Consider the following 23,209-nt stretch of genomic DNA (forward strand, 5'->3'; position numbering starts at 1 on the left):
TCAGCCGATGGTGGAGCCGGTGATCGGGGCGGACAGCTCGACCGTCTTGCCGTTCAGCGCGGTCTTGACGAACTGCCAGCTCAGGCCGGTGATGACGCCCTTGTCCAGCGGGGCCAGCTTGGCGAACGCCGGCTGACTGAGGTCGATGTGGGTGGAGTCACAGGACGGACACTGGTCCTTCACCGGGACGGTGATGGTCTTGCCCTGGTAGGTGACCTTGACCGAAATGCCCTTGCAGACCGGGTCGTTGTTCGGGTTGGCGGTGGTCCACCAGGTGTGCGAGACGGCGACCAGCATCTGGGTCGCGGCATTGATCTGGGTGCCACAGGCACCGTAGCCGGCGTCGTTGTAGTAGGTGGCCTTGCCGGACATGGGCTGGTTGATCGGTATCGCGGCGCTGGCGGAGCCGGCCGAGAGGGCGATGAGGGCGGCTGCGGCGAGCGGGGCGCCCGCGAGGATCCTGAGGTTCTTGCCGATGGCGCGCATGGGTTCGTTCCCTCCGGTTGCAGTGCAGGTCATGGGCATGACAGGCGATAAGTCCGGCGAACCGCACAGCAGTTCATCGATCGAACGCCCGCCCCCGTGGAGGGAACGTATGCGTTCGAGCGCATTGTGGTCCAGACCTCCACGGTGTTGGCATGAACACAAGGCAGGCATCTTTACCAATGCGCCCGAAGGGACGAAGATGCGTGACCGCCCCGGCACGCAGGGTGTTGACAGGCCGTCACCCGTCCCCCTCCGGAGGCCCCCTCAGATGCGCACCTCGCTCGTCGCCCTGCTGCTCGGCACCGTCCTGCTCCCGGCCACCGCACCCGTCACCGCCGGTGCGGCACCCCGCGAGGTGAACCAGGGCTACAGCATTCCGGTCGCCGGCGTCACCGACCTCGGCGCGCTGCCCGTCCTCGGCAGCCTCGGACTGGACTTCGCCCGCCTGCTCACCGAGTAACAAGCCCTGCGCGAGGCGGCAGCCGCCTCCGAGCAGCCGGGCGCCCCGGCCGCGGTCTCCGATCAGCCCACCAAGATCCCTCCGTCCGGGTTACCCTCGTCCCGCGCGGCGACCACCCGCGCAGCCGACCGAGGGGGGAACGGATGATCGGGGACCTGCTGCCGGACGTCGTGGTGACCGAGGTGGCCTACCTCGACCCGCCGGAGGCCAAGCTGGAGCCCGAGGAGGAAGCGATCATCGCCCGCGCCGTCGACAAGCGGCGCCGCGAGTTCACCACCGTCCGGCACTGCGCCCGGGCCGCACTCACCCGACTCGGCGTCCCGTACCAGCCGCTCGTCCCCGGCCTGCGCGGCGCGCCGAGCTGGCCGGACGGCGTGGTCGGCAGCCTCACCCACTGCGACGGCTTCCGCGCGGCGGCCGTGGCCCGGGCCGGCACCCTCGCCTCCGTCGGCATCGACGCCGAGCCCGCGCTGCCGCTGCCGGAGGGCGTCCAGGAGGCCATCGCGCTGCCGGTCGAGCAGCAGCGGCTCGCCAAGCTGACCGCCGAGCACCCGGGCGTCCCGTGGGACCGCATCCTGTTCAGCGCCAAGGAGTCGGTCTACAAGGCCTGGTTCCCGTTGACCCTGCTCTTCCTGGACTTCAGCGAGGCCGAGCTGGACCTCTCCCCCGACGGCACCTTCACCGCCCGGCTGCTCGTGCCCGGCCCGGTGGTCGACGGCCGCCGGATCGACGGCTTCGACGGCCGCTGGGCGGTCCGGAACGGACTGCTCGCCACCGCGATCGCGGTCTCCCCCTGACCGGCCCCCGTTCCGCCCCCGACCCGCCGTCGGCGCCGCATATCCTCGTCCCCGTGACGGTGACCTATGTGATCGACGGCGACGGGATCAAGACCCTGGAGGACTTCTGGGAGGCGGCCGGGCGGACCATCGGGGCGGACGGCTACTTCGGCCGCAACCTCGACGCCTTCGCCGATTGTCTGCGCGGGGGATACGGCACGCCGGACGACGGTGACTGGGTCATCGAGTGGCGCCACCACGAGGTCTCCCGCCGCAACCTCGGCTACCCGGAGACGGTCCGTCAGCTGGAACGGCGGTTGGACCGCGCCCACCCGACCAACCGGGCGCACATCACCGCCGAGCTGACGGCCGCCCGGGAGGGCCGGGGGCCGACGGTCTTCGACTGGCTGGTCCGGATCATCGAGGAGGAGCACCCGGGCGGTCTGCGCCTGGCGTAGGGCCCGTCTCCCGGACCCTTGCCGGGGCCGCGACGCTCCTCCGGTCTTCGGCCGGGAGGCACCCCCGGGGCGCGCCTCGCGCACCCCCGGGGCGCGCCTCGCGGCGGGCCCCGCCACGGGTCTCCCGGCTACAGCACGTCCGAGAGCCGCACGAAGCTCCGCCCCGCCGCCAGCAGCCCCGGCACCGCGCCGGCCACCCCGGGAGCCGTGCCACCGCCCGGGTGGTTCATGTGACCGATCACGATCGCACCCGGTGGGGCCGAGGAGACCTGGCGCCGCACCTCGGCCGCGCTGTACGTCGCCCCCTCGTCCCCGTTCACGGTGAAGCCGGCCACACCCTGGCCCAGGTCGGCGACCACCCGGGTGGCGACGTCGTCGTAGTGCGCGGTGCCGGAGCGGAAGAACCGCGGCGGGTGCCCGAGCAGCCCGGTGAGCTTCCGCGCGTTGCCCGCCACCTCGTCGTACACCTCGCCGACGCCGCCCGTCCCGGCGATGCCGTAGGCGGAGCGGCCGGTGACCGAGAGCGGGCGGTGGGCGGTGCCGTGGTTGCCGATCTCGAACAGCGGGTCGGCGGCGAGCCGCTCGAACTCGTCCGGATTGGCGTCGATCCAGCGGGCGTTCAGGAAGAGGGTGGCCGGCACGTCGTGCGCCCGCAGGAAGTCGATCAGGTCGGCGTCGTAGCCGTTGCCGCCGGGGCCGCCGCAGGCGTCGAAGGTGAGCGCCATGGCGCTCACACCGTCCGGCAGCGCGGTGACCACCCCGGAGACGTCCAGCCCCCACTCGCTCGGCGCCAGCGCGCCGTACCGCTCCACCGTCTCGGCCCGGGTCGGCACGTGCGGGGCCTGTCCCGCGGGCTCGGGCGTGGGATGGGGAGTCGACTCCGGCGCGGACGTGGGCCCGGCGGCCTCCGCGGGCCCGCCGGACGGTGTCGCCGAAGCCGCCGAAGCCGCCGAAGCCGTCGGGGCGGCCGGGGCAGAGGCCGACGGCGCGGCCGAACCGGTGCCCGCCGCCCTGCCCCCGCAGCCCGCCAGCGCCCCTCCGGCCACCACCATGAGCAGCGTCCGCCGACTCACCGACACGGTCGTCTCCCGTTCAGGCTGTTCCTCACATCAACTGATGACATGACTATGAACCGACCATTCGTCACTCACCGCAACTCGCCCCGGCCCCGCCCGGCCCCTCTTCACCGGTCCGCCCCACCGCCGTGGGCCCCGACTCACCCCCGGTTCACTCGCCGGGGTAGTCACGCGAGGGACCCACCCGCCCCGATCCGGAGGCCTCGATGCCGACCGAACCCAGCAGCCCGCGCCCCGACCAGCCGACCCACCAACCGACCCACCAGCCGGCCGCCGAACCAGCCGAGCAGCCCGCGGCGCGGCCGGCCCGGCCCGCCCGCCGCGACCTGCTCCGCACCGGCCTCGCCACCGGCGCCGCCACCGCCCTGGGCCTGGCCGCCACCACCGGCCAGGCGAACGCCACCTCCGCCGACGCCCCCGGCGCCACGCCCGCCGACCGCACCCTCACCCTCACCGGCCACCTGCCCACCGGCGCCCCCGACTTCGTGTACCTCCCGGTCGAGGTGCCCGAGGGCGTCCGCGAGATAGCCGTCTCCTACGGCTACGACAAGCCGCCGGTCCCGGCCGGCACCCCCGGCAACTCCTGCGACATCGGCATCTTCGACGAACGCGGCACCGACCTCGGCGGCTCCGGCTTCCGCGGCTGGTCCGGCGGCTTCCGCACCGGATTCAGCCTCTCCCGCGGCGCCGCGACCCCCGGCTACCTCCCCGGCCCGATCAACCCCGGCACCTGGCACGTCGTCCTCGGCCCCTACCAGGTCGCCCCGCAGGGCCTGGACTACCACGTCGAGGTCACCCTCCGGTTCGGCCCGCCCGAGCCGCGGTCCACCCCGCAGTACCCCGCCGAGCGCGCCCGCGGCCGCGGCCGGGCCTGGTACCGGGGCGACTGCCACCTGCACACCGTCCACTCCGACGGGCGGCGCGAGCCCGAGGAGGTGGCCGCCGGAGCACGCGCGGCCGGCCTGGACTTCATCGTCTCGACCGACCACAACACCAGCTCCTCGCACGCCGCCTGGGGCCCGCTGGCCGGCCCCGACCTGCTGATCCTGCCGGGCGAGGAGATCACCACCCGCAACGGCCACTGGCTGGCCCTCGGCCTGAAGCCCGGCCAGTTCGTCGACTGGCGCTACCGCTCGCGCGACGAGGAGTACCCGCGCTTCGTCCGCCAGGTCCACCGGTCCGGCGGCCTGGTGGTGCCCGCACACCCGTACTGCCCCTACGTCGCCTGCCAGTGGAAGTTCGGCTACGAGGAGGCCGACGCCGTCGAGGTGTGGAACGGCCCCTGGACCTATGACGACGAGTCGGCGGTGGACACCTGGGACGGCCGGCTCGCCGTCGCCCTGCGCGAGGGCCGCTCCTGGCTGCCCGCCCTGGGCAACAGCGACGCGCACAGCGAACCGCAGGTCATCGGCTCCCCCCACACCGTGGTGCTCGCCGAGGACCTCACCCGGGACGCGATCCTCGACGGGCTGCGCGCCGGGCGCAGCTGGCTGGCCGAGTCCTCCGCCGTCACGCTGGACCTCACCGTCACCGGACACGGCCGCCGGGCGGGCATCGGCGAGGAGCTGACCGTCCCGGCCGACGCCCCGCTGGACGTCCGGCTCACCGTCTCCGGCGTGCCCGGCGGGACGGTCCGCCTGCTCACCGACGAGGGGCAGATGCACCAGGAGTCGCTGCCCGCCGACGGCGCCGGGACGGTGATCTGGCGCACCACCGCCTCGCTCGCCGCCTACGTCCGGGCCGAGGTGCGCCACCCGAAGGCGGACGGCACCCCGGGCCGGGGCAACTCGATGGGCCCGGACCTGCCCTGGGGGCCGATGGCGGCGCTCACCAACCCGATCGTGCTGCGCACCGGCGACCGGTAGGGGCCGTCGGCGGGCCCCCGGTCATCTCGCCGACCCGCCCAGGAACCGGGTGGGGGACGACTCGGACCACCCGTTTGGACTAGGTTGATCCCCGAAACGCATCAGTCGTAGGGACGAGGCGGTCGGTTGTCCGGATATGGGCCGACCAGCCCCTTCGCACTCCGACCGCCCCGCCCCGGCTACCCGACCGTCCCCGGCCCGCGAAGGGATCAGCAGCTGTGAACCGTACGACCGTAGGTGGGCCGGAGCTCGGGGGCGGCCGGGGCGCCGGGGGCGTCCTCGTCCTCGTCGACCCGGCCGGGGCCGGGAACAGCCAGGTCGCGGAGCTGCTCGCCCGGGAGCTGAACCCGAGCGTCCACCTGCGGACCGACGACTTCCTGCGGGTCATCCGCAGCGGCCAGCTCCCGCCCCACCTGCCCGAGGCCCAGCGCCAGAACGCCACCGCCCTGGCCGCGGCCGCCCAGGCCGCCTTCGCCTACGCCACCCGCGGCTACCAGGTCGTGGTGGAATCCCCTGCGGTGCCCGCCGCCCTCGACACCTTCCGGCGCGAGAGCCGCACCACCGGCGCCGCCCTCCACTACGTCGTCCTCCAGGCCGGCCCGGCCCCCGAGGACGCCACCCACACCCTCGACACCACCGACCTCACCCCCGAGGCGACCGCCGACTCCGTCCTCGCCGCCCTCACCCACCGCACCCACCTCCTCGGCTGGTAGGGCCCCTCCTCCTCCCCCCTCAGGCCCCGCCTCCCTCAGGCCCCCACCACCCCGTCGATCGCCTCCCGCAGGAAGTCCGCATGCCCGTTGTGCCGGGCGTACTCGTGGATCAGGTGGAGCATCACCAGCCGCAGCGACACCTCGGCGTCCCAGCGGGCCTGGTAGCCGGTGACGTCGAGGGACCGGGCGGCGCGCTCGATCCGGCGGGAGTGCTCGACCTCGGCCTGCCAGGCGGTGAAGGCCTCGGCCCGGGTGGTGCCGGCCGGGTCGTACGCGGCCTGGTAGTCGCCGTCCTCCGACCAGACCAGCGGCACGTCCTCGCCGGCGATCACCCGGCGGAACCAGGTGCGCTCGACCTCCGCCATGTGCCGGACCAGCCCGAGCAGGCTGAGCGTCGAGGGCGGGCTGGAACGCAGGCGCAGCTGCTCGTCGGTCAGGCCCTCGCACTTCAGGGCCAGCGTCGCCCGGTGGAAGTCGAGGAAGCCGCGCAGCATCTCGCGCTCACCGCCGGTCAGCGGCGGGGCGGGGCGGCCGTCGGGGGCGTTCACGGTGTCGTTCTCCTCGCGGTGGTCGGGAAGTCCCCGCGGACTGTAGCGAACCGTCCTCCCCCTCCGGAGGTCATTTTCCCTCCGGCTTCCTCAGTCACCTGTCACATCCGCGTGCCCTCCGGTGTCTTCATGTCCGGCAACCCAGACAGCCCACCGAACCGGGAGGACGACACCATGGCACTGCGACTGCCGAAGGCCCAGCTGCCCGCCGAACTGAGCGAGAACATGATCAAGGGTTTCGGGACCACCCTCGAACCCGTCGAGGCGATCTGGCACAACCCCGCCGTCGCCACCGCGAACCTGGACTTCTCCCGCCGGATCGCCGAGTGGGACGCGCTCGACGAGGGACTCAAGTCCTTCGCGCACATGGCGGTGGCCGCGCAGGTCGGCTGCGGCTGGTGCCTGGACATCGGCTACTTCCACGCGCAGAACCAGGGCCTGGACCTGGCCAAGGCCAGCCAGGTGCCGAACTGGCGGGCGGCGGAGGTGTTCACGCCGCTGGAGCGCGAGGTGCTGGAGTACGCCGAGGCCATGACGGTGACCCCGCCGGCCGTCACCGACGAGCTGTACGACAGCCTGCTGGACCAGCTCGGCGCGGCGGCCATGGTCGAACTCACCGCCTACGTCGCCTTCGTCAACATGGCCACCAGGAACAACACCGCCAACGGCGTCCGTTCCCAGGGCTTCTCCGACTCCTGCGACATCCCGCTGGCCCGGCGCACCGCCGCCACCGGCAACGCCGGCGACGCCCCGGCCGGAGCGTCGCCGGCATGACCGAGGATGCCTTCGTCACCCATCGCGGCCTGCTCTTCACCGTCGCCTACGAGCTGCTCGGCTCCGCCGCCGACGCCGAGGACGTGCTGCAGGAGTCCTGGCTGCGGTGGGCCGAGGTCGACCGCGGGCAGGTGCACGACCCGCGCTCGTACCTCATCCGGATCGTCACCCGCCAGGGCCTCAACCGGCTGCGGACACTGTCCCGCCGGCGCGAGCAGTATGTCGGCGAGTGGCTGCCGGAGCCACTGCTCACCACCCCGGACGTCGCCGAGGACGTCGAACTCGCGGAGAGCGTCTCGTTCGCGATGCTGACCGTACTGGAGACGCTCGGGCCTACCGAACGGGCGGTGTTCGTGCTCCGCGAGGTCTTCGAGCTGCCGTACGAGGAGATCGCCGAAGCCCTCGGCAAGACCTCGGCCGCCGTACGGCAGGTCGCCCGGCGGGCCCGCGGACACGTGGCGGCCCGCCGGCCCCGGGTGCGGGTGAGCCGCACCGAGCAGCAGCGGGTGGTGGAGCGGTTCCTGGAGACCCTGCGCACCGGGCGGTTGCAGGACCTGATGGAGGCGCTGGCGCCGGACGTCGTCCTGATCGCCGACGGCGGCGGGATCGCGGCGGCCGCGCCGGCCCCGGTCCACGGTGCCGAGGCGGTTGCGGCCCTGCTCGCGCGCATCGGGCGGCTGCCGGTCGCGCCGGACACCGCCACGGTGTGGCTCAACGGCGCGCCGGGCGGCCGGATCGACATCGGCGGCGAACCCTCGGTGGTCAGCCTCACGGTGGAGAACGGCCTGATCACCCGCGTCTACGTCGTGCGCAACCCGCAGAAGTTGACCAGGCTCGACACCCCGGCCGACCTCACCCGCTAGCCACCCCGGTCGCGCGGTGGGGCCCCGAGCCCCTCGGGACACCACCGCGCCCCCACCGTCCCCCGGAACCCCCGCCATCACGTACCGTGTTCGGACCACCACAGGTTTGGGTACGTACCTCGGCGCGCCCGACGGCCGGGCACCCACCGAGCAGGAGACCCAGCGGCCCATGGACCACAACCGCATCCCCCCGACCGTGCGCCGGACCTACGGCACCGACGATCTGGCCCAGGCGGCCAGCTTCGCCGGCGGATTCATCAACTTCGGCTACTGGGAGGGCATCGACCTCGCCGCCCCGACCCCCGAGGACCGGGTGCGCAGCCAGGAACAGCTGTACCGGCGGGTGTTGCGGGAGTTCCCCGAGCCGCGGGAGCGGCTGCGGCTCGCGGAAGTGGGTTGCGGCCGCGGCCTCGGAAGCGCCCTCGCCCTGCGGGAGTTCCGCTTCGCGGCGGTGACCGGGGTGGACATCCACCCCGACCAGATCGAGCGCGCCCGCGCCGTCAACGCGAGAGCCCTGGCCACGTACCCCGATCGGCTGGCATACACCCTCGGCGCCGCGGACGAACTCCCGTTCTCCGACGGCCACCTGAACGGCGTCTACTCCGTCGAAGCCGCCCAGCACTTCCGCGAACTCAACGGCTTCGCCCGCGAATCCGCCCGCGTCCTGCGGTCGGGCGGCCGGCTCGTGGTCACCACCTTCTTCACCGCCCCCGGCCCCGACGCCGCCGAACGCCTCAAGATCATGCTCGCCAGCTTCGCCGACGGCCTCGACATCCCCCACCCCCTCCACGGCTTCACCGCCGACCTCACCCGCCACGGCTTCACCGACATCACCACCGAGTCCATCGGCACCCACGTCTGGCCGGGCCTCGACCGCTACCTCACCGACACCGTCCCCGCCGCCCACTGGTCCCGCCACTTCCTCACCGCCTGGCGCGACAACCTCCTCGACTACCACATCGTCACCGCGACCCGCATCTGACACCGGGATCGGGCCTGCTCGCGCCCCCGGCCGCCGACCGCCTCATCGGCGCCGACGGATCATCACTTGAGCCACCCCCGCATGCGTGTGCGGGGCCGAAGCTCGGCAGGGGAGACCTGTGCTCCCCTGCCCTCGCAACCGTCGAGGGGGCGATGAGACTGCGGCCGCGTCCACCGCCGCGGTGCCAGCACGTGCGACAGCAGCAGGTTGGCAGGCCCCGGCCCGCCCGGCCGACCTTTGACCTGGGATGGGTACCACGGCCGGCCGGGCGCAAGCCCTCGCCCCGACCTTCGTGTGCGAGTAGGCTCCGGAAGCCTAGAAGCAGCACCGATAATTGGCTTGGCAGTAAAAGAGATGACGACACCACATGACTGCGGCTGCGGATCGCTTACCGAAGCGAAGTGAATCAATCGGCACCCTCTGACGAGCATCACTGCAGGTCGGAAAGTGTCGGCCCCGCGCTCGCGGGGATTGCTCCCCGGACGGAACGCCTCAGCGCGGCCTGCTGGCGTCGGCCCCGCGCTCGCGGGGATTGCTCCCCGGACGGAACGCCTCAGCGCGGCCTGCTGGCGTCGGCCCCGCGCTCGCGGGGATTGCTCCCGCCTGGGTCGACGAGAACCTCCTCGGCGGCTCGCGGGTGGTGCCGGCCTCCGGGGCAGGCCTGCACGAGCTGCTGCATGCTCTCCAGCGGTCTCTCGGTGGTGTGGTCCCCGCCGTTGCCAAACAGGCGGGCGCCTGTCTGTTGTCGAAGGCGCACTGCCCGGTCCACGCGCGGGCGACCGCCGTTGCCGGAACGGCGGCCGCCCGACGTGCGGTCGGTGGCGGGGCGGGTCAGCGCCGCAGGGTGGTGACGGTGAGGCCCGGGGCGGTGCGGATCTCCGCTTCGGTGAAGCGCTCGGTCATCCACTGCTTGCGCGCGTAGGCGCGGGTCTGGTCGGTGTAGTGGGGTGAGGTCGGGTTGGCGGACTCGCCGTAGGTGAGCAGGGTGCGGGTGCGCGGGCCGTGGTCGGTGAGTTCGGTCGCCATCACGAAGCTGGCGCCGTGCGGGACGGTGCGGAGGTTGGTCGGGTAGGTGCCGCCTCCGGTGCCGGAGTCCGGCCCGGCCGTCATGACCACGTTGAAGCAGCCCAGTTGGTGGGAGCAGCCGTGCAGCGGGATGCCCGCCCAGCGCTGGACGCTGCCGATCGGGGCGTCCACAGGGAGGCCGCGGGTGGCCAGGTCCTTGACCGCGTCGGCCAGGGCGCGTTGGGCGTCGGGGTTGGCGGCGTCGATGCCGCGCGGGGTGGTCAGCGGCTGGGCGGGGTCGGCGGGGACGGTCTGCCAGGCCGTCGTGCCGGTGCGTGCGAGCGCGTCCCGGTAGGCCTGCCAGAGCACGGTGCCGTGGCTGTCGGCGTCGGCCCGGGTGTTCCAGGCCGCGAGTACGTCGCAGGCCGGGCGGACGTCGACCGGGTTGCCGTCGGAGCCGGCGATCACCGGGTGGGCGCGGCAGAGGGTCACGGCGTCGTCGCGGTCGAGTTCGGCGCTCTGCACCCGGTTGCCGAACATCGTCGCCTGGAGTGTGCCGAGGGTGAAGCCGGGGGCGCCGAGGCCGTCGGTGCCGGCCCTGCGGTCGGCGATCATGCGCAGGCTCAGCTGCGAGCGCAGCATCCGTTCGGAGGCGCCCTTGTAGACGGTGGGCAGGCCGGTGATCGGGGCGTCCGCGTTGGTCAGGTACGGGCCGTTGTTGGCGTTGGCGACGTAGTCGGTGCGGGTCAGGCCCGGCTGGTTGGCGGGGCCGAAGACCCCGGGCACGAGCGCGTCCGGGTCGCTGCCCGGGTCGCAGGCGGTGGTCGAGCCGTCCAGGACCGGCCCGAGGGGGGTGGCCGCGGCGAGGCAGCGGCCGAGTTGCTCGTCGGGGAGGTGGGGGACGGCGGAGGCGTCGGTGAACCAGGTGGTGCCGGTGGAGTCGACGGCCGTGGTGTACACCCAGGGGAGGCCCTGGTAGGTGCGCTGGGCTTGGCGCAGTTGGTCGAGGTTCTGGGCGCGGCCGATCGCCAGCCACTGGTTCAGCGAGCGGAGGTTCTCGGCGTTGGCGTCGCCGAAGGTGTAGGCGTACTGCCCGGTCCAGCCGTCGGCGAGGACGTAGCCGAGGCGGGAGCGGTAGACGGTCCGGTCGACGGTGGTGGGCGTCCCGTCGGCGGCCCGGACGGCGACCTGGACCTTCTCCTGCACCATCCGTTCGACCTTGCCGTCCACCAGGTAGGCGGTCGGGTCGCCGGGCACCAGGGTGAGCCGGTGGAGGGCGTAGTGGTCCGCGTAGCTGGTGGTGTGGCTCCAGGCGAGGCCGCGGGTGTGGCCGATCTGGAGGAACGGGATGCCGTAGATTCCCGCGCCGGCGATGTCCAGGACGCCGGGGATGGTCAGCTGGGCCTGGTAGAAGCGCTCCGGGCCGGCCCAGTGGAGGTGGGGGTTGGCGAGCAGCAGACCGTTGCCGTTGCGGCTGGCGTCGCGCCCGATCGCCCAGGCGTTGCTGCCGAGTTCGGGGTTGTCGGCGGATCGGCCGGGAACGCCGATCAGGGGTACGGCCGCCGCCTGCTCGGACGCCTCGCCGGCGGGCCCGACCCCGGCGGCGGGCCCGACCCCGGCGGTGGGCCCGACCCCGGCGGTGGGCGCGGCCGCGGCGGCAGGCTCGGTCCCGGCGCCCGGGACGGCCGTGGCGATCTGCTTCTTGGCGGCGGCGCTGCCCGACATGGTGTTGACCTCGTAGAGGATGTTCCACAGGTCGTCCGCGGTGATCGGCCCGACCCAGTCCTTCCCCCGGCAGGACGGGTCCGGCAGGTGGTCGGCACCGGTGTCGCGCAGGTAGCGGTTGTATCCGGCGACGTAGCCGTCCACCAGTTGCCGCGCCTCGTCGGTCGGGCCGAGCGGCGCGGGGGTGGCCAGCAGGCGCTTGACCGTCCCGGTGCGCAGCACGCCCTGCTGGTAGGTGTCGCTCACCAGGTTGCTGACCCGGTCGACGGACTGGCCGTCGGGGCCGAAGTGGCGCGAGCGTTCGCCGCGCGTGGTGACCACCTGGTCGGCGAGCTGGCACAGGTTGTCCTGGGCGAAGGCGTATCCGTAGCCGTAGCCGAGGCCGCCGAAGTCGTGGGCCAGGACGTGCGGGACGCCGTACTCGGTCCGGCTGATCCTGGCGGTCCAGCCGCCGCGGTCGGTCTCCGTGTCCGCCGCCTGTGCCGCGCCGGGCACCAGTGCCGTCAGCAGCGCGGACGTCACCCCGAGTGCGAGCGCACCGGAGGCGAAACGCCGTGCGCGTGAGCGAAACTGATGTCCACTCATTTTCTTGTCGTTCATCATGGCCCCAAACTGGCGGCGCGGGCGCCGCCGGTCATCGCCCCTCGGGACGACCCGGTCTCGGCCCCCCGGACTATCCGTGTACGTCTCGGGTCAGGGATGCTCCCTGTCCGCACCGCTTCTCCGTCGGACGATGCGGTTGTGGATCATCAGGGTCCGCGCCGGTCGGCCCCAGACCGTCCTCGTCGAGCACGTCGACGACGAACCGCGGGCGCGCCGCCCGCTGAACGGCCCGAGGGCCGGCTCAGCCCACCGAGGCCTTGGACGACCGCACCGGCTCGGCCTCCGCCCCACCGGCACCCGCCCCACCGGCACCCGTGCCACCGTCCGCCTCGGCCAGCGTCGCCAACCGCCGCAGGCTGGCCCGGCGTTGGAGCGCGCCGAGACCGACGGTCGCCGCACCGAGTCCGAGCCAGCCGATCGGCCCGGCGGCCATCACCACACCGGTGAGCAGCAGCGGACCGACCGACTTCTGCACCGACTGGGACATTCCGGCGACCCCCAGGTACGAGGCCCGGGCGCCCGGCGGGGCCAGCACGACCGCCAGTTCCCAGGAGCTGACCGAGCGCAGCAGTTCCGCCAGGGTGACCAGGATCGCCGCGGCCAGCAGCGCGACCGAGGCCAGGACCGGCCCGGCGCCGGTGGCGAGCACGATCAGCAGGCAGCCGCCCAGCACCGTCACCCCGTACCAGCGCACCGCCGCGGCCGCCCCGAGCGGCCCCTCCGCCCAGGCCGAGACCCGCAGTTGCAGCAGCACCACGAGAACCGTGTTGAGCACCAGGAAGATCGGGACGACGACGTGCGGCGCGCCGGTGTGGTGCACCAGCCAGAGCGGCAGCCCGACGTTGAGGATCGAGTCGTCCAGGCTCAGCGGCATGTCCAGCAGGACGAACCGCAGGTAGCCGCGGTCGCGCCAGGGGTTCGGCGGGGCGGCCGGCGCCCCGCCGGGCTCGTCCCCGGTCTTCGCCGCGACCAGGCCGCGCCCGGACGGCTCCCGGGTGCGCCAGACCAGCAGGGCGGCCAGCACGTAGGAGAGCCCGTTGGCCAGGATCAGCACCCGGTAGGCGGACGTGGTCCCCACGGCCAGCCCGATCGCCGCGACGCCCGCCCCGAGCGCGTACCCCGCGTTGGCCACGCTGCGGAACAGCGCCTGGTAGGTGGCCCGCCGCTCGCCCGCGACCCGGGTCGCGAACAGCATCTCCAGCATCTTGGCGGCCCGCTCGGCCAGGCAGATCAGGGCCACCACGGGCAGCAGCGCGGCGAAGTCGTCGACCACCAGCAGCAGCGCCATCGCGCCCAGCCGCAGCAGGTGGCAGCCGATCAGCAGCAGGCGCACCGGCGCCCGCTCGGCCGCCCGCCCGGCCAGCGGGGACCCGGCGATCCCCGCCACCGCGCCCACCCCGAGCAGGAGGCCCAGCTGCCGCGCGTCCATCCCGCAGACGTAGGTGAAGTAGAGCACCGAGGCCGCCGCCCACACCCCCGTGCCGGTCCGGTCGACGCACTGCGCCAGCAGCATGATCCGCGCGTCCCGGCCGCCCGGCGGCCGCCGCAGCTGCGCTATCAGTCCGTTCCCCCGCATGGCGGTCCCCCGTCGCACTCGACAATCCATCCCGGAATCAATCTCGACATCAAGATACTTCATGTCAAGAGACTTACGGAACCCCCGGGAACGCCGATGGCGCCCGACCCTCACAGGGCCGAGCGCCACCGGTGCTGCGACAGGTACCCGACGGGCCCGCCGCCGAGGCGCGCGCCAACTGCTTCAGATCGCGTTCTCGTCCGGAAGGACCGGGTCCGGACCGGCCACCTGGGGCCAACGGGCCACCTGGGACGCCGTACGACAGCTGCCGCCGACCGACGCGCCGCGCTACGAAATCGCCACCGCGGCACCGCTGGACCCGGGGCGGCCCGTGCTCGTCCTGCTCACGGCGCTGCAGCAGCTGCACCCGCCGCAGGGCCCGCCGCCCACGCCTGACCCCGAGGCCGTCCTGACCGCCTGTCAGTGCCACACGCTATGGTCGGCCTCGAACGATCCCAGCACGAACAGCACCACCGTCACCAGGGGGCACCATGACCACACCGGGCACCGGCCCGCTCACCACCGCCGACCTCGTGGAGGGCTGGCACCGGGTGGGCGTCCGTGCGGGCATGGCGCTGATCGTGCACTCCTCGCTCTCCAGCCTCGGCCGGGTCGAGGGCGGCGCGGCGGCCGTGGTGGCCAGCCTGCGCGAGGCGGTCGGGCCCGGCGGCACCGTCGCCGCGCCCACCTTCACCTCGGACACCGTCCGTGACCCGGCCCCCGGGCACAGCGGCCCGCCCGGCCCCGGGGTCGCCGAGCTCCGCGCCGCCGTCCCGCTCTTCCACCCGGGGTTGCCCGCCACCACGGGTGCGGTGGCGGAGGCGCTGCGCGCCCTGCCGGAGAGCCTCCGCAGCAGCCACCCGCAGGTCTCGGTCGCCGCCGTCGGCGCGCACGCCAAGGAGGTCACCGCCCGGCGCTCGCTCGGCTTCGCCGTCGGTCGGGAGTCGCCGTTCGGTGCGCTGCACGATCTCGGCGGCTACGTGCTGCTGGTCGGCGTCGGCCACAACCGCAACACCTTCCTGCACTACGCCGAGACCTTCGCCCCCAACCGCCGGCTCAAGCTCCGCCGCTTCCCGATGGCGATCCAGGGCGAGCGGGTCTGGATCGAGGCGCCGGACGTCGCGGACGACAACGGCACCCACTTCCCGGTCGTGGGGCGTGAGTTCGAGGAGCGGGCGGGAATCCGGGAGGTGCTGGTCGGCGACGCTCCCTGCCGACTGATCCCGGTCCGCGACCTCATACCCTTCGCCGTCCGCCGCCTGACCGAGCTGCTGGCGGCGGACGGCCCCGGAGCGGCATAGGCCGGGCCAGCGATCCCGCCGTAAGCGCGGAACCGCCGACTCCTTCCCGCCTGCCGTCAGTGACGGTCCTGGTGCACCGAGGCGGCGTCCTGGATCTTCTTCCAGGACTTCGGCTCCACCGGCAGCTGCGCCTGCGCTGCCCGGCTCGCGCCCGTCTCCGGCGCCGGCGAGGCGACGGCCGCGGCGCCCGGCGGCACCGGCCCGACGGCCGGCTTGCTCGGGGTGAACAGCCAGGTGTTCAGCAGATCGCCGAGCTTCTGGCCCGACACCTTCTCCGCGTACGCCTGGAACTCCGGGATGGTGGCGTTGCCGTAACGGCGCTCGGTGGGCCAGCCCTTCAGGATCCGGAAGAACTTCTCGTCCCCGACGGCGTTGCGCAGCGCCTGGATGGCCACCGCGCCGCGGTAGTACACCGCGCCGGAGAACTGGTTCTCCTCACCCGGGTCGCCCGGCTTGACGGTCCAGAACGGGTCGTCGGCGGGGCGTGAGGCGTAGATGTAGTCGGCCAGTTCCTGTGCGGTGCCCTCGTTCTCGTGCTCGGACCAGAGGAACTGCGAGTACTCGGCGAAGCCCTCGTTCAACCAGATGTCGCTCCAACGGGAGAGCGAGACGCTGTCGCCGTACCACTGGTGGGCCAGCTCGTGCACGACCACGGAGGTGTTGGACCCCTTGGCGAACAGCCCGGGGCCGTAGGAGACCCGGGTCTGGGTCTCCAGGGCGCCGCTGGACTGGATGTTGGCGACGTAGCCGCCGACCGAGCTGAACGGGTACTCGCCGAAGTAGCCGCTCAGCCAGTCCACCAGCTCGCCGGTGCGCTCCACGCTCGCCCGGGCCGCGGCGGCGTTGTCGCCCAGGTCCTTGCTGTAGGCGTTGTAGACCGGCAGCCCGCCGGCCGTGGTGTCCTGGGTGATGTCGAACTTGCCGATCGCGAGTGTCGCCAGGTACGTCGCCTGCGGCTTGTTCTCCCGCCAGCTGTACCGGGTCCAGCCCGCCTGGGAGGTGGTGCCGGCCAGCACGCCGTTGCTGATCACCTGGGTGCCGCTCGGCACCTGCACCGAGACGTCGAAGGTCGCCTTGTCGCTCGGGTGGTCGTTGCTCGGGAACCACCACCCGGCCGACACCGGCTCGCCGGACGCGACCGCACCGTCCGGGGTACGGCGCCAGGCGGTGTAGCCGCCGTACTTCTTCACGGTGGACGGCACGTCCTTGTAGCGCACCACCACGGTGGCCTGGCTGCCCTTGGCGAGCGGCCGGGCGGGAGTGATCTCCAACTCCTGATCGCCGCTGGTGGCGAAGGTCGCCGGTCGGCCGTTGACCCGGACCTCGGAGACGTCCAGCGCGAAGTCGAGGTTGAACCGGGAGAGGTCCTGGGTCGCCGTGGCGAGGATGGTCGTGGTGCCCTCCAGCTCGTCGGTCGCGGGCTGGTACTTCAGCCGGATGTCGTAGTGCGAGACGTCGTACCCGCCGTTGCCGAGGGTCGGGTAGTACGGGTCCCCGACGCCGTCCGCGCCGGGCTGGTAGTCGGCAGCCGAGGCGGGGACGGCCAGGAACAGGCTCAGCGCACTGGCAGCGGAGACGATCAACCTCTTGCGCACATGGTCCTCCAGGAATCACCGGAACGATGGGGTTGAACCGATCCTTGTCCCGGAGGCTCCGCTCCCACTCCCCGATCGTGAGACCTTCATGAAAAGAAACACGCCGAAATGACGGCTTCGCGGCACTGCCGCGAAGCCGTCACACCACTCGGAGCCGATCCGTCGTCAGTTGTGGACCTCATGGACCGAGTTGGTCTCCTGGATCTTCTTCCAGGACTTCGGCTCCACCGGCAGCTGCGCCTGCGCCTTGGCCGCGCCCGTCTCCGCACCCGGCGCCGGCGAGGCGACGGCCGCGGCGCCCGGCGGCACCGGCCCGACGGCCGGCTTGCCGGCCGTGAACAGCCAGGTGTTCAGCACGTCGCCGAGCTTCCGGCCCGACACCTTCTCCGCGTACGCCTGGAACTCCGGGATGGTGGCGTTGCCGTAACGGCGCTCGGTGGGCCAGCCCTTCAGGATCCGGAAGAACTTCTCGTCCCCGACGGCGTTGCGCAGCGCCTGGACGGCCACCGCGCCGCGATCGTACACGGCGCTCGCGAACTGGTCGTCCGGGCCCGGGTCGCCCGGCTTGACGGTCCAGAACGGGTCGTCGGCCGGGTGCGAGGCGTAGACGTAGTCGGCCAACTCCTGTGCGGTGCCCTCGTTCTCGTGCTCCGACCAGAGGAACTGGGCGTAGCGGGCGAAGCCCTCGTTCAACCAGATGTCGCTCCAGCGCGAGAGCGAGACGCTGTCGCCGTACCACTGGTGGGCCAACTCGTGCACGACCACCGAGGTGTTGGACCCCTTCGCGAACTGTCGGGGGCTGTAGAAGATCCGGGTCTGGGTCTCCAGGGCGTAGCCGGTCGGGACGTTGGGGACGTAGCCGCCGACCGAGCTGAACGGGTACTCGCCGAAGTAGCCGCTCAGCCAGTCGACCAGCTCGCCGGTGCGCTCCACGCTGGCCCGGGCGGCATCCGCGTTCTCGCCCAGGTCCTTGCTGTACGCGTTGTAGACCGGCAGGCCGCTCGGTGTGGTGTCCCGGGTGACGTCGAACTTGCCGATCGCCAGCGTGGCCAGGTACGTCGCCTGCGGCTTGTTCTCGCGCCAGCTGTACCGGGTCCAGCCCGCCTGGGAGGTGGTGCCGGTCAGCAGGCCGTTGCTGATCGCCTGGGTGCCGTCCGGTACCAGCACGGAGACGTCGTAGGTGGCCTTGTCGCTCGGGTGGTCGTTGCTGGGGAACCACCACCAGGCCGCCTCGGGCTCGTTGGCCGCGATCCCGCCGTCCGGGGTGCGGTGCCAGCTGGTGAACCCGTACTTCTTCACGGTGGACGGCACCCCCTTGTAGCGCACCACAACGGTGGCTTGGCTGCCCTTGGCGAGCGGCCGGGCGGGAGTGATCTCCAGCTCCTGCTCCCCGCTGGTGGCGAAGGTCGCCGGCCGGCCGTTGACCCGGACCTCGGAGACGTCCAGCGCGAAGTCGAGGTTGAACCGGGAGAGGTTCTGGGTCGCCGTGGCGAGGATGGTCGTGGTGCCTTCCAGCTCGTCCGTGGCGGGCTGGTACTTCAGCCGGATGTCGTAGTGCGAGACGCGGTACCCGCCGTTGCCGTAGGTGGGGTAGTACGGGTCGCCGACCCCGGCCGCGCCGGGCTGGAAGTCGGTAGCCGAGGCGGGGACGGCCAGGAACAGGCTCAGGGCACTGGCAGCGGAGACGATCAGTCTCTTGCGCACGTGGTCCTCCAGGGGATCACCGGAACGATTGGGTCGGATCGATCCTTGTCCCGGAGGCCCTGCTCTCACTCCCCACTCGTGAGATGTTCATGAAAAGAAACGCACCGACATGACGGCTTCGCAGCACTGCCGCGAAGCCGTCACTCCGTCTCACCCCCGCCCGCCCCTCACGCCCCGAGCACCACCGGCGCCCGCACCAGCGAGCCGTACTCCGTCCACGAGCCGTCGTAGTTCTTGACGTGCGGGTAGCCGAGCAGCTCGGTGAGCGCGAACCAGGTGTGCGCGGACCGCTCGCCGATCCGGCAGTACGCGATCACCTCGCGCTCCGGCTCCACGCCCTTCCCCCCGTACAGCGCCCGCAGCTCCTCCGCCGAGCGGAACGACCCGTCGTCGTTGGCCGCCTGCGACCACGGGATGTTGACCGCGCCCGGGATGTGCCCGGGCACCTGCGCCTGCTCCTGCGGCAGGTGCGGGGGCGCGATCAGCTCGCCCCGGAACTCGGCGGGCGAGCGGACGTCCACCAGCACCGCGTCCGCGCCGGGCTTGGCGAACACCTCGGCCTTCGCCAGGACCTCGTCCCGCAGTGCCCTCAGCTCCGGCCGCTCGGGCCCGTCGAGCCGGTAGCCGCTGTGCTGGTAGTCCATCACCTCGTGGGTGAGCTCCCGCCCCTCCAGCTCCCACTTCTTGCGCCCGCCGTCCAGCAGCCGCACCGGCCCGTAGCCGCGCAGCCGCAGTAGCCAGTAGGCGTAGGTGGCGAACCAGTTGTTGTTGCCGCCGTAGAGCACCACCGTGGTGTCGTCCTCGACCCCGGCCGCCCGCAGCAGGTGCTGGACGCCGTCGCGGTCGATGTAGTCCCGGCCGACCTGGCTGTGCAGATCGGTGGTCCAGTTCCAGCCGACCGCCCCGGGGATGTGGTCCCGGTCGTAGGCCTCGGTGTCCTCGTCCACGTCGACGACCCGGATCGTCCCGTCGTCCAGGTGGTGGGCCAGCCATTCGGTGTGGACCAACGCCTCGGGGTGCGCGTAGCCGTTGCCGGTCATCCCAGGCCCTCCTTCGCTCCGCCCAGGCTGCAGCGCCCGACCACGGGCTCAGCGGGCCGCGCGACGACGGCAGGACGTACGGGCACGGCGGGGCGCCGGCGACCGGGCCGGACAGTTCGAACCTACGCCGTCCGTCCGACCCGGGCCACCCCGCGCCCCCTTGACCTCGCCCCCGCGCCCGCCCCCTCCCCCTTCGCCCTTCGCTCAGGAGAAGACGACGGAGCGCAGCTTCAGCCGGTCGCCGAGCTTCTTTCCGGGGTTCATGACGTAGAACACGTCACCCGCGCAGTCGGCGGCCAGGTAGACCGTGGCCGTGGAGCGGGTGAGGTTCTCCGGCGCGAAGCCCGGGTCGTCCTCGGTCGTCCACGGCAGGTCGATGCACGTACCGCTCTTCGGGTCGGCCAGGCCGGTGACGACTCCCGGGCCGACCTTGTAGAGGAAGTCGCCCTCCGCGGCATTGGCGGAGAACGGAACGGCGAGGACGAGGGCGATGGCGCTGGCGGCGGCGAGCACGGCGTTGCGGAGACGCATGGGTGAGGGCCTTTCAGGTGGTACTCGGCGGTACCCGGTTAGTGATGCGAGATCACCCTAGAGGCCCAAAATCCGCAGAAACGCTTCTTCCAATCCACCTATTCGAGTGATTCAGAGGTTGAAACCGCTACCTGCCTTCATTCGAAAGCCACCGGCAATCCCACTCAGTTCGGCGGGGCCGTGAAGTAGTACCCGGAGTCGACGAGCACCGGCAGGTACGCCTTCAGCGCCGCCACCGTCTGTGACCGGTCCCCGCCGCCGTCGTGGTTGAGCACGATCGCCCCGGGCCGGACGTTCTTGAGCACCCGGTCGATGATCGCCGAGGTCCCGGGCCGCGCCCAGTCCCGTGGGTCCACGGACCAGGCCATGTTCCGCATCCCGAGGTCGGCGGCCACCTTGAGCGCGGTCGGGGACCAGTCCCCGCCGGGTGCGCGGAACCAGGTGGGCTGCCGACCGGTGGTCCGTTGCAACAGGTCCGAGGTGCGCTCCAGCTCGTCCCGCACCTTGCCCTCCGGGAGGTGCCGCAGGTCCGGGTGGGTCCAGGTGTGGTTGGCGATGTGGTGGCCGCGGTCCGCGATCTCCCGGACCAGGGCGGGGTGCTCGACGGCGTTCTCGCCGATCAGGAAGAAGGTCGCCCTGACCCCGTACTGCTCGAACAGCGTCAGCACGGTCGGGGTGTGGCGGGGATCCGGGCCGTCGTCGATGGTGAGCGCCACCACCCGCCGATCCGGGTCCAGGTCGTACACCGGCTTGCCCTCCTCCTCGCTGAGCGCCCGGCGCAGGGGCAGCGCACTGGGCACGCTGGCCGACGGGGACCCGGACGGCGGCAGCGGCGAGGTCACCGTGGACGGCCCGCTCCCCGGGGTGGCCGCCGACAGCGCGGCGGAGGGTTCGCCCCCCGCCCCCTCGGGCCCCGCCGGAGCGGACGGGGCGGCGGCGTCGGTCGCCCCCGCCGTGGCGCCGCCCTCCCCCTCACCCCAGGTGCTCCGACATCCGGCAGCCGTCCCCAGGAGGGACATTCCGGCCGCGACCAGCAGCAATCTACGCGAAGTAATGTGACGATCTGACAGCATTGTGGATGCTTCCCCCGGCCGCCACCGCCGCTCCCCGGAGGCAACTCAGACGGACCCGATCACCACTCCGACGGCCCAGGGGCACCGGCCGCACACCCCGTTCCCCGGGTTCTTCCACGGATCTTCCCCGACCGGACGCCCCGCCTCCTCCTGGGCCCGCTACGCTGTGCCTTCCCCAGTGTGATGATCTGCCATCAGAGGACGTGGCCATGACGACAAGTCAGGACTTCCCCCACCAGGGCCAGCAGGACGACCACGCGACCGAGCTCAGCCAGTGGGAACGTTTCGGTGTCGACACCACCGCCCCGCACTCTGCGCGCGTCTACGACTACTGGCTGGGAGGAAAGACCAACTTCCCGCCGGACCGCGCCATGGGACAGGCCATCGAGCAGGCCGTACCGAGCGTCAAGGCGATGGCCAAGGCCAACCGGGCGTTCCAGGGCCGGGCCGTGCGCCACCTCGCCCAGGAGCACGGCATCCGCCAGTTCCTCGACCTCGGCACCGGCATCCCGACCTCGCCGAACACCCACGAGATCGCCGAGGCGGTCAGCCCGGGGACCCGGGTGGTCTACGTCGACAACGATCCGATCGTGCTCACCCACGCCCGCGCGCTGATGGTCTCCAGTCCGGCCAGCCGCACCACCTACATCCACGCCGACCTGCGCAAGCCCGAGGAGCTGTTCGCCGACCCGGCGCTCACCTCCACCCTCGACCTCACCCAGCCGGTCGGCCTGCTGATGATCGCCGTGCTGATGCTGATCGCGGACGAGGACGACCCGTGGGGCCGGGTCGCCGCGCTGCGCGACGCCCTGCCGGTCGGCAGCTGCATCGCGCTGACCACCCCCACCCCGGACTTCGACCCGGAGGCCGTCGGCAAGGTCGCCGAGGCCGCCCGGGCCGGCGGCATGACCCTGGTGCCGCGCGGCTACGACGACGTGGTCCGCTTCTTCGACGGCTGGGAGCTGGTCGAGCCGGGCGTCGCCCCGGTACTGGCCTGGCGCCCGGACGGCGAGCCCCCGGCGGACCCGAAGGCCGCGTACTACTGGGGCGGCGTCGCGATCAAGCGCTGACGCCACCGGCACGCCTCCGTCCGACGGGCCCCGTCGGACGGAGGCGTCACTTCAGCAGCCGCGACAGCCGCCGGTCCGCCAACGGTTTGCCCCCGGTCTGGCAGGTCGGGCAGTACTGCAGCGAGGAGTCCGCGAACGACACCTCGCGGATGGTGTCCCCGCACACCGGGCACGGCAAGCCGGCCCTGCCGTGCACCCGCAGTCCGAGCTTCTTCTCCGCCTTCAGCTCCCCCGCCGCCAGCCCCCGCGAACGCTCCACCGCCTCGCGCAGCGTCCCGCCGAGCGCCTCGTACAGCCGGGCCACCTCGTCCTCCGTCAGGCTCCCGGCGATCTTGTACGGCGACATCCGCGCCGCGTGCAACACCTCGTCCGAGTACGCGTTGCCCACCCCGGCCAGCACCCTCTGGTCCCGCAGCACCCCCTTGAGCCGCCGCCGCTCGCCGCGCAACAGCCCGGCGAGGTCCGCCAGGCCGAACCCCGGGTCCAGCGGGTCCGGCCCGAGCCCGGCCACCCCCGGCACCTCGGCCGGATCGCGCACCACGTACACCGCCAGCCCCTTCTTCGTCCCGGCCTCGGTGAGCTCGAAACCGTCCCCGGCCTCCCCCGCCAGCCGTACCCGCAACGCCAGCGGATTGCGCGGCCCCGGCCGCGGCGGCTCGGCGGGCAGCCTGTCCTTCCACCGCAACCACCCGGCCCGAGCCAGGTGCACCACCAGGTGCAGCCCCTCCACCTCGATGTCCAGGAACTTGCCCCGCCTGCTCACCCCGCCGACCGTCCGCCCCTCCAACCCCGTCACCGGCGGGTCGTACGTCTTCAACGCACTGATCGCCACCGGCTGCACCCGAGCGATCACCCGCCCGGTCAACCGCTCGGACAGAAAGGCACTCAGCGCCTCGACCTCAGGCAGCTCCGGCATGCGCCCAGTCTCCCCCACCCCGCCCCCACCCGCGCGCCACAAAGCCCCAGACCCCACCCATAGCAACGA

Annotated in this window: 21 protein-coding genes; 10 read left to right on the forward strand and 11 right to left on the reverse strand. The window is 72.7% G+C overall.

Features of this window, described 5'->3' with window-relative positions:
• Nucleotides 1-486, reverse strand: a complete 486-nt coding sequence (locus ACWDBE_RS03955; RefSeq protein WP_402408932.1) for a cysteine/serine endopeptidase inhibitor — start codon at nucleotides 484-486, stop codon at nucleotides 1-3.
• 268 nt (nucleotides 487-754) lie between these two features.
• On the opposite strand from ACWDBE_RS03955, the gene ACWDBE_RS03960 reads away from it, so the two are divergent.
• The 3 genes from ACWDBE_RS03960 to ACWDBE_RS03970 all read left to right on the forward strand — a co-directional run bounded on the left by ACWDBE_RS03960 (nucleotide 755) and on the right by ACWDBE_RS03970 (nucleotide 2,180).
• The gene (locus ACWDBE_RS03960; protein WP_449787708.1) at nucleotides 755-946 is read left to right on the forward strand and encodes a hypothetical protein; all 192 of its coding nucleotides are present in this window, start codon (nucleotides 755-757) and stop codon (nucleotides 944-946) included.
• A gap of 143 nt (nucleotides 947-1,089) precedes the next feature.
• On the forward strand, nucleotides 1,090-1,743 hold the full coding sequence (locus tag ACWDBE_RS03965; protein ID WP_449807146.1) for a 4'-phosphopantetheinyl transferase family protein: 654 nt from the start codon (nucleotides 1,090-1,092) through the stop codon (nucleotides 1,741-1,743).
• Between the two features lie 53 nt (nucleotides 1,744-1,796).
• On the forward strand, nucleotides 1,797-2,180 hold the full coding sequence (locus tag ACWDBE_RS03970) for a barstar family protein (RefSeq protein ID WP_449787710.1): 384 nt from the start codon (nucleotides 1,797-1,799) through the stop codon (nucleotides 2,178-2,180).
• 128 nt (nucleotides 2,181-2,308) lie between these two features.
• Here the strand turns inward: ACWDBE_RS03970 and ACWDBE_RS03975 are convergent, their stop codons facing one another.
• Entirely contained in the window at nucleotides 2,309-3,013 is a 705-nt protein-coding gene (locus tag ACWDBE_RS03975) for a polysaccharide deacetylase family protein (RefSeq protein WP_449787711.1), read from the reverse strand.
• Between the two features lie 449 nt (nucleotides 3,014-3,462).
• On the opposite strand from ACWDBE_RS03975, the gene ACWDBE_RS03980 reads away from it, so the two are divergent.
• Together ACWDBE_RS03980 and ACWDBE_RS03985 are read left to right on the forward strand one after the other, a co-directional pair.
• Entirely contained in the window at nucleotides 3,463-5,121 is a 1,659-nt protein-coding gene (locus tag ACWDBE_RS03980) for a CehA/McbA family metallohydrolase (RefSeq protein ID WP_449787713.1), read from the forward strand.
• 218 nt (nucleotides 5,122-5,339) lie between these two features.
• A complete protein-coding gene (locus ACWDBE_RS03985; RefSeq protein WP_449807147.1) occupies nucleotides 5,340-5,834 on the forward strand; it encodes an ATP-binding protein in 495 nt (164 codons plus the stop codon).
• 35 nt (nucleotides 5,835-5,869) lie between these two features.
• On the opposite strand, the gene ACWDBE_RS03990 is transcribed toward ACWDBE_RS03985, so the two are convergent.
• Nucleotides 5,870-6,328, reverse strand: a complete 459-nt coding sequence (locus ACWDBE_RS03990; protein WP_449787771.1) for a DinB family protein — start codon at nucleotides 6,326-6,328, stop codon at nucleotides 5,870-5,872.
• A 228-nt stretch (nucleotides 6,329-6,556) separates the two neighbouring features.
• Here ACWDBE_RS03990 and ACWDBE_RS03995 point away from each other — a divergent pair, with 228 nt between their 5' ends.
• From ACWDBE_RS03995 to ACWDBE_RS04005, 3 genes are all read left to right on the forward strand, one after another.
• A complete protein-coding gene (locus ACWDBE_RS03995; RefSeq protein ID WP_449787715.1) occupies nucleotides 6,557-7,156 on the forward strand; it encodes a carboxymuconolactone decarboxylase family protein in 600 nt (199 codons plus the stop codon).
• On the forward strand, nucleotides 7,153-8,019 hold the full coding sequence (locus tag ACWDBE_RS04000) for an RNA polymerase sigma-70 factor (RefSeq protein ID WP_449807148.1): 867 nt from the start codon (nucleotides 7,153-7,155) through the stop codon (nucleotides 8,017-8,019). Before ACWDBE_RS03995 ends, ACWDBE_RS04000 begins: the two co-directional genes overlap by 4 nt.
• 106 nt (nucleotides 8,020-8,125) lie before the next feature.
• A complete protein-coding gene (locus ACWDBE_RS04005) occupies nucleotides 8,126-9,001 on the forward strand; it encodes a class I SAM-dependent methyltransferase (RefSeq protein WP_449787717.1) in 876 nt (291 codons plus the stop codon).
• An 831-nt stretch (nucleotides 9,002-9,832) separates the two neighbouring features.
• Here ACWDBE_RS04005 and ACWDBE_RS04010 read toward each other — a convergent pair.
• The gene (locus ACWDBE_RS04010) at nucleotides 9,833-12,253 is read right to left on the reverse strand and encodes a penicillin acylase family protein (protein WP_449807149.1); all 2,421 of its coding nucleotides are present in this window, start codon (nucleotides 12,251-12,253) and stop codon (nucleotides 9,833-9,835) included.
• Between the two features lie 322 nt (nucleotides 12,254-12,575).
• Nucleotides 12,576-13,910 carry an MFS transporter gene (locus ACWDBE_RS04015; RefSeq protein ID WP_449807150.1) on the reverse strand — a complete coding sequence of 445 codons (1,335 nt, stop codon included), beginning with the start codon at nucleotides 13,908-13,910 and terminating at the stop codon, nucleotides 12,576-12,578.
• Nucleotides 13,911-14,401: 491 nt separating this feature from the next.
• Between ACWDBE_RS04015 and ACWDBE_RS04020 the strand changes: the two genes are divergently transcribed.
• Nucleotides 14,402-15,211 (forward strand): aminoglycoside N(3)-acetyltransferase, encoded by an 810-nt coding sequence (locus ACWDBE_RS04020; RefSeq protein ID WP_392921561.1) that lies wholly within the window; start codon nucleotides 14,402-14,404, stop codon nucleotides 15,209-15,211.
• Nucleotides 15,212-15,267: 56 nt separating this feature from the next.
• Here ACWDBE_RS04020 and ACWDBE_RS04025 read toward each other — a convergent pair whose 3' ends face one another.
• The 5 genes from ACWDBE_RS04025 to ACWDBE_RS04045 all read right to left on the reverse strand — a co-directional run bounded on the left by ACWDBE_RS04025 (nucleotide 15,268) and on the right by ACWDBE_RS04045 (nucleotide 20,881).
• Nucleotides 15,268-16,806 (reverse strand): M1 family metallopeptidase, encoded by a 1,539-nt coding sequence (locus tag ACWDBE_RS04025; protein ID WP_449807151.1) that lies wholly within the window; start codon nucleotides 16,804-16,806, stop codon nucleotides 15,268-15,270.
• Between the two features lie 165 nt (nucleotides 16,807-16,971).
• Nucleotides 16,972-18,510 carry a M1 family metallopeptidase gene (locus tag ACWDBE_RS04030; RefSeq protein ID WP_449787721.1) on the reverse strand — a complete coding sequence of 513 codons (1,539 nt, stop codon included), beginning with the start codon at nucleotides 18,508-18,510 and terminating at the stop codon, nucleotides 16,972-16,974.
• Nucleotides 18,511-18,677: 167 nt separating this feature from the next.
• Nucleotides 18,678-19,550: a sulfurtransferase gene (locus tag ACWDBE_RS04035; RefSeq protein ID WP_449787722.1), complete on the reverse strand. Its 873-nt coding sequence runs from the start codon at nucleotides 19,548-19,550 to the stop codon at nucleotides 18,678-18,680.
• Nucleotides 19,551-19,754: 204 nt separating this feature from the next.
• On the reverse strand, nucleotides 19,755-20,081 hold the full coding sequence (locus tag ACWDBE_RS04040; RefSeq protein WP_449787723.1) for a hypothetical protein: 327 nt from the start codon (nucleotides 20,079-20,081) through the stop codon (nucleotides 19,755-19,757).
• A gap of 164 nt (nucleotides 20,082-20,245) precedes the next feature.
• The gene (locus ACWDBE_RS04045) at nucleotides 20,246-20,881 is read right to left on the reverse strand and encodes a polysaccharide deacetylase family protein (protein WP_449787724.1); all 636 of its coding nucleotides are present in this window, start codon (nucleotides 20,879-20,881) and stop codon (nucleotides 20,246-20,248) included.
• Between the two features lie 482 nt (nucleotides 20,882-21,363).
• On the opposite strand from ACWDBE_RS04045, the gene ACWDBE_RS04050 reads away from it, so the two are divergent.
• Nucleotides 21,364-22,224 carry an SAM-dependent methyltransferase gene (locus tag ACWDBE_RS04050; protein WP_449807152.1) on the forward strand — a complete coding sequence of 287 codons (861 nt, stop codon included), beginning with the start codon at nucleotides 21,364-21,366 and terminating at the stop codon, nucleotides 22,222-22,224.
• Between the two features lie 46 nt (nucleotides 22,225-22,270).
• Here the strand turns inward: ACWDBE_RS04050 and ACWDBE_RS04055 are convergent, their stop codons facing one another.
• On the reverse strand, nucleotides 22,271-23,140 hold the full coding sequence (locus tag ACWDBE_RS04055) for an Fpg/Nei family DNA glycosylase (RefSeq protein ID WP_449787726.1): 870 nt from the start codon (nucleotides 23,138-23,140) through the stop codon (nucleotides 22,271-22,273).
• Nucleotides 23,141-23,209: the final 69 nt, after the last annotated feature.

This window comes from Kitasatospora sp. NPDC001132, assembly GCF_053598415.1.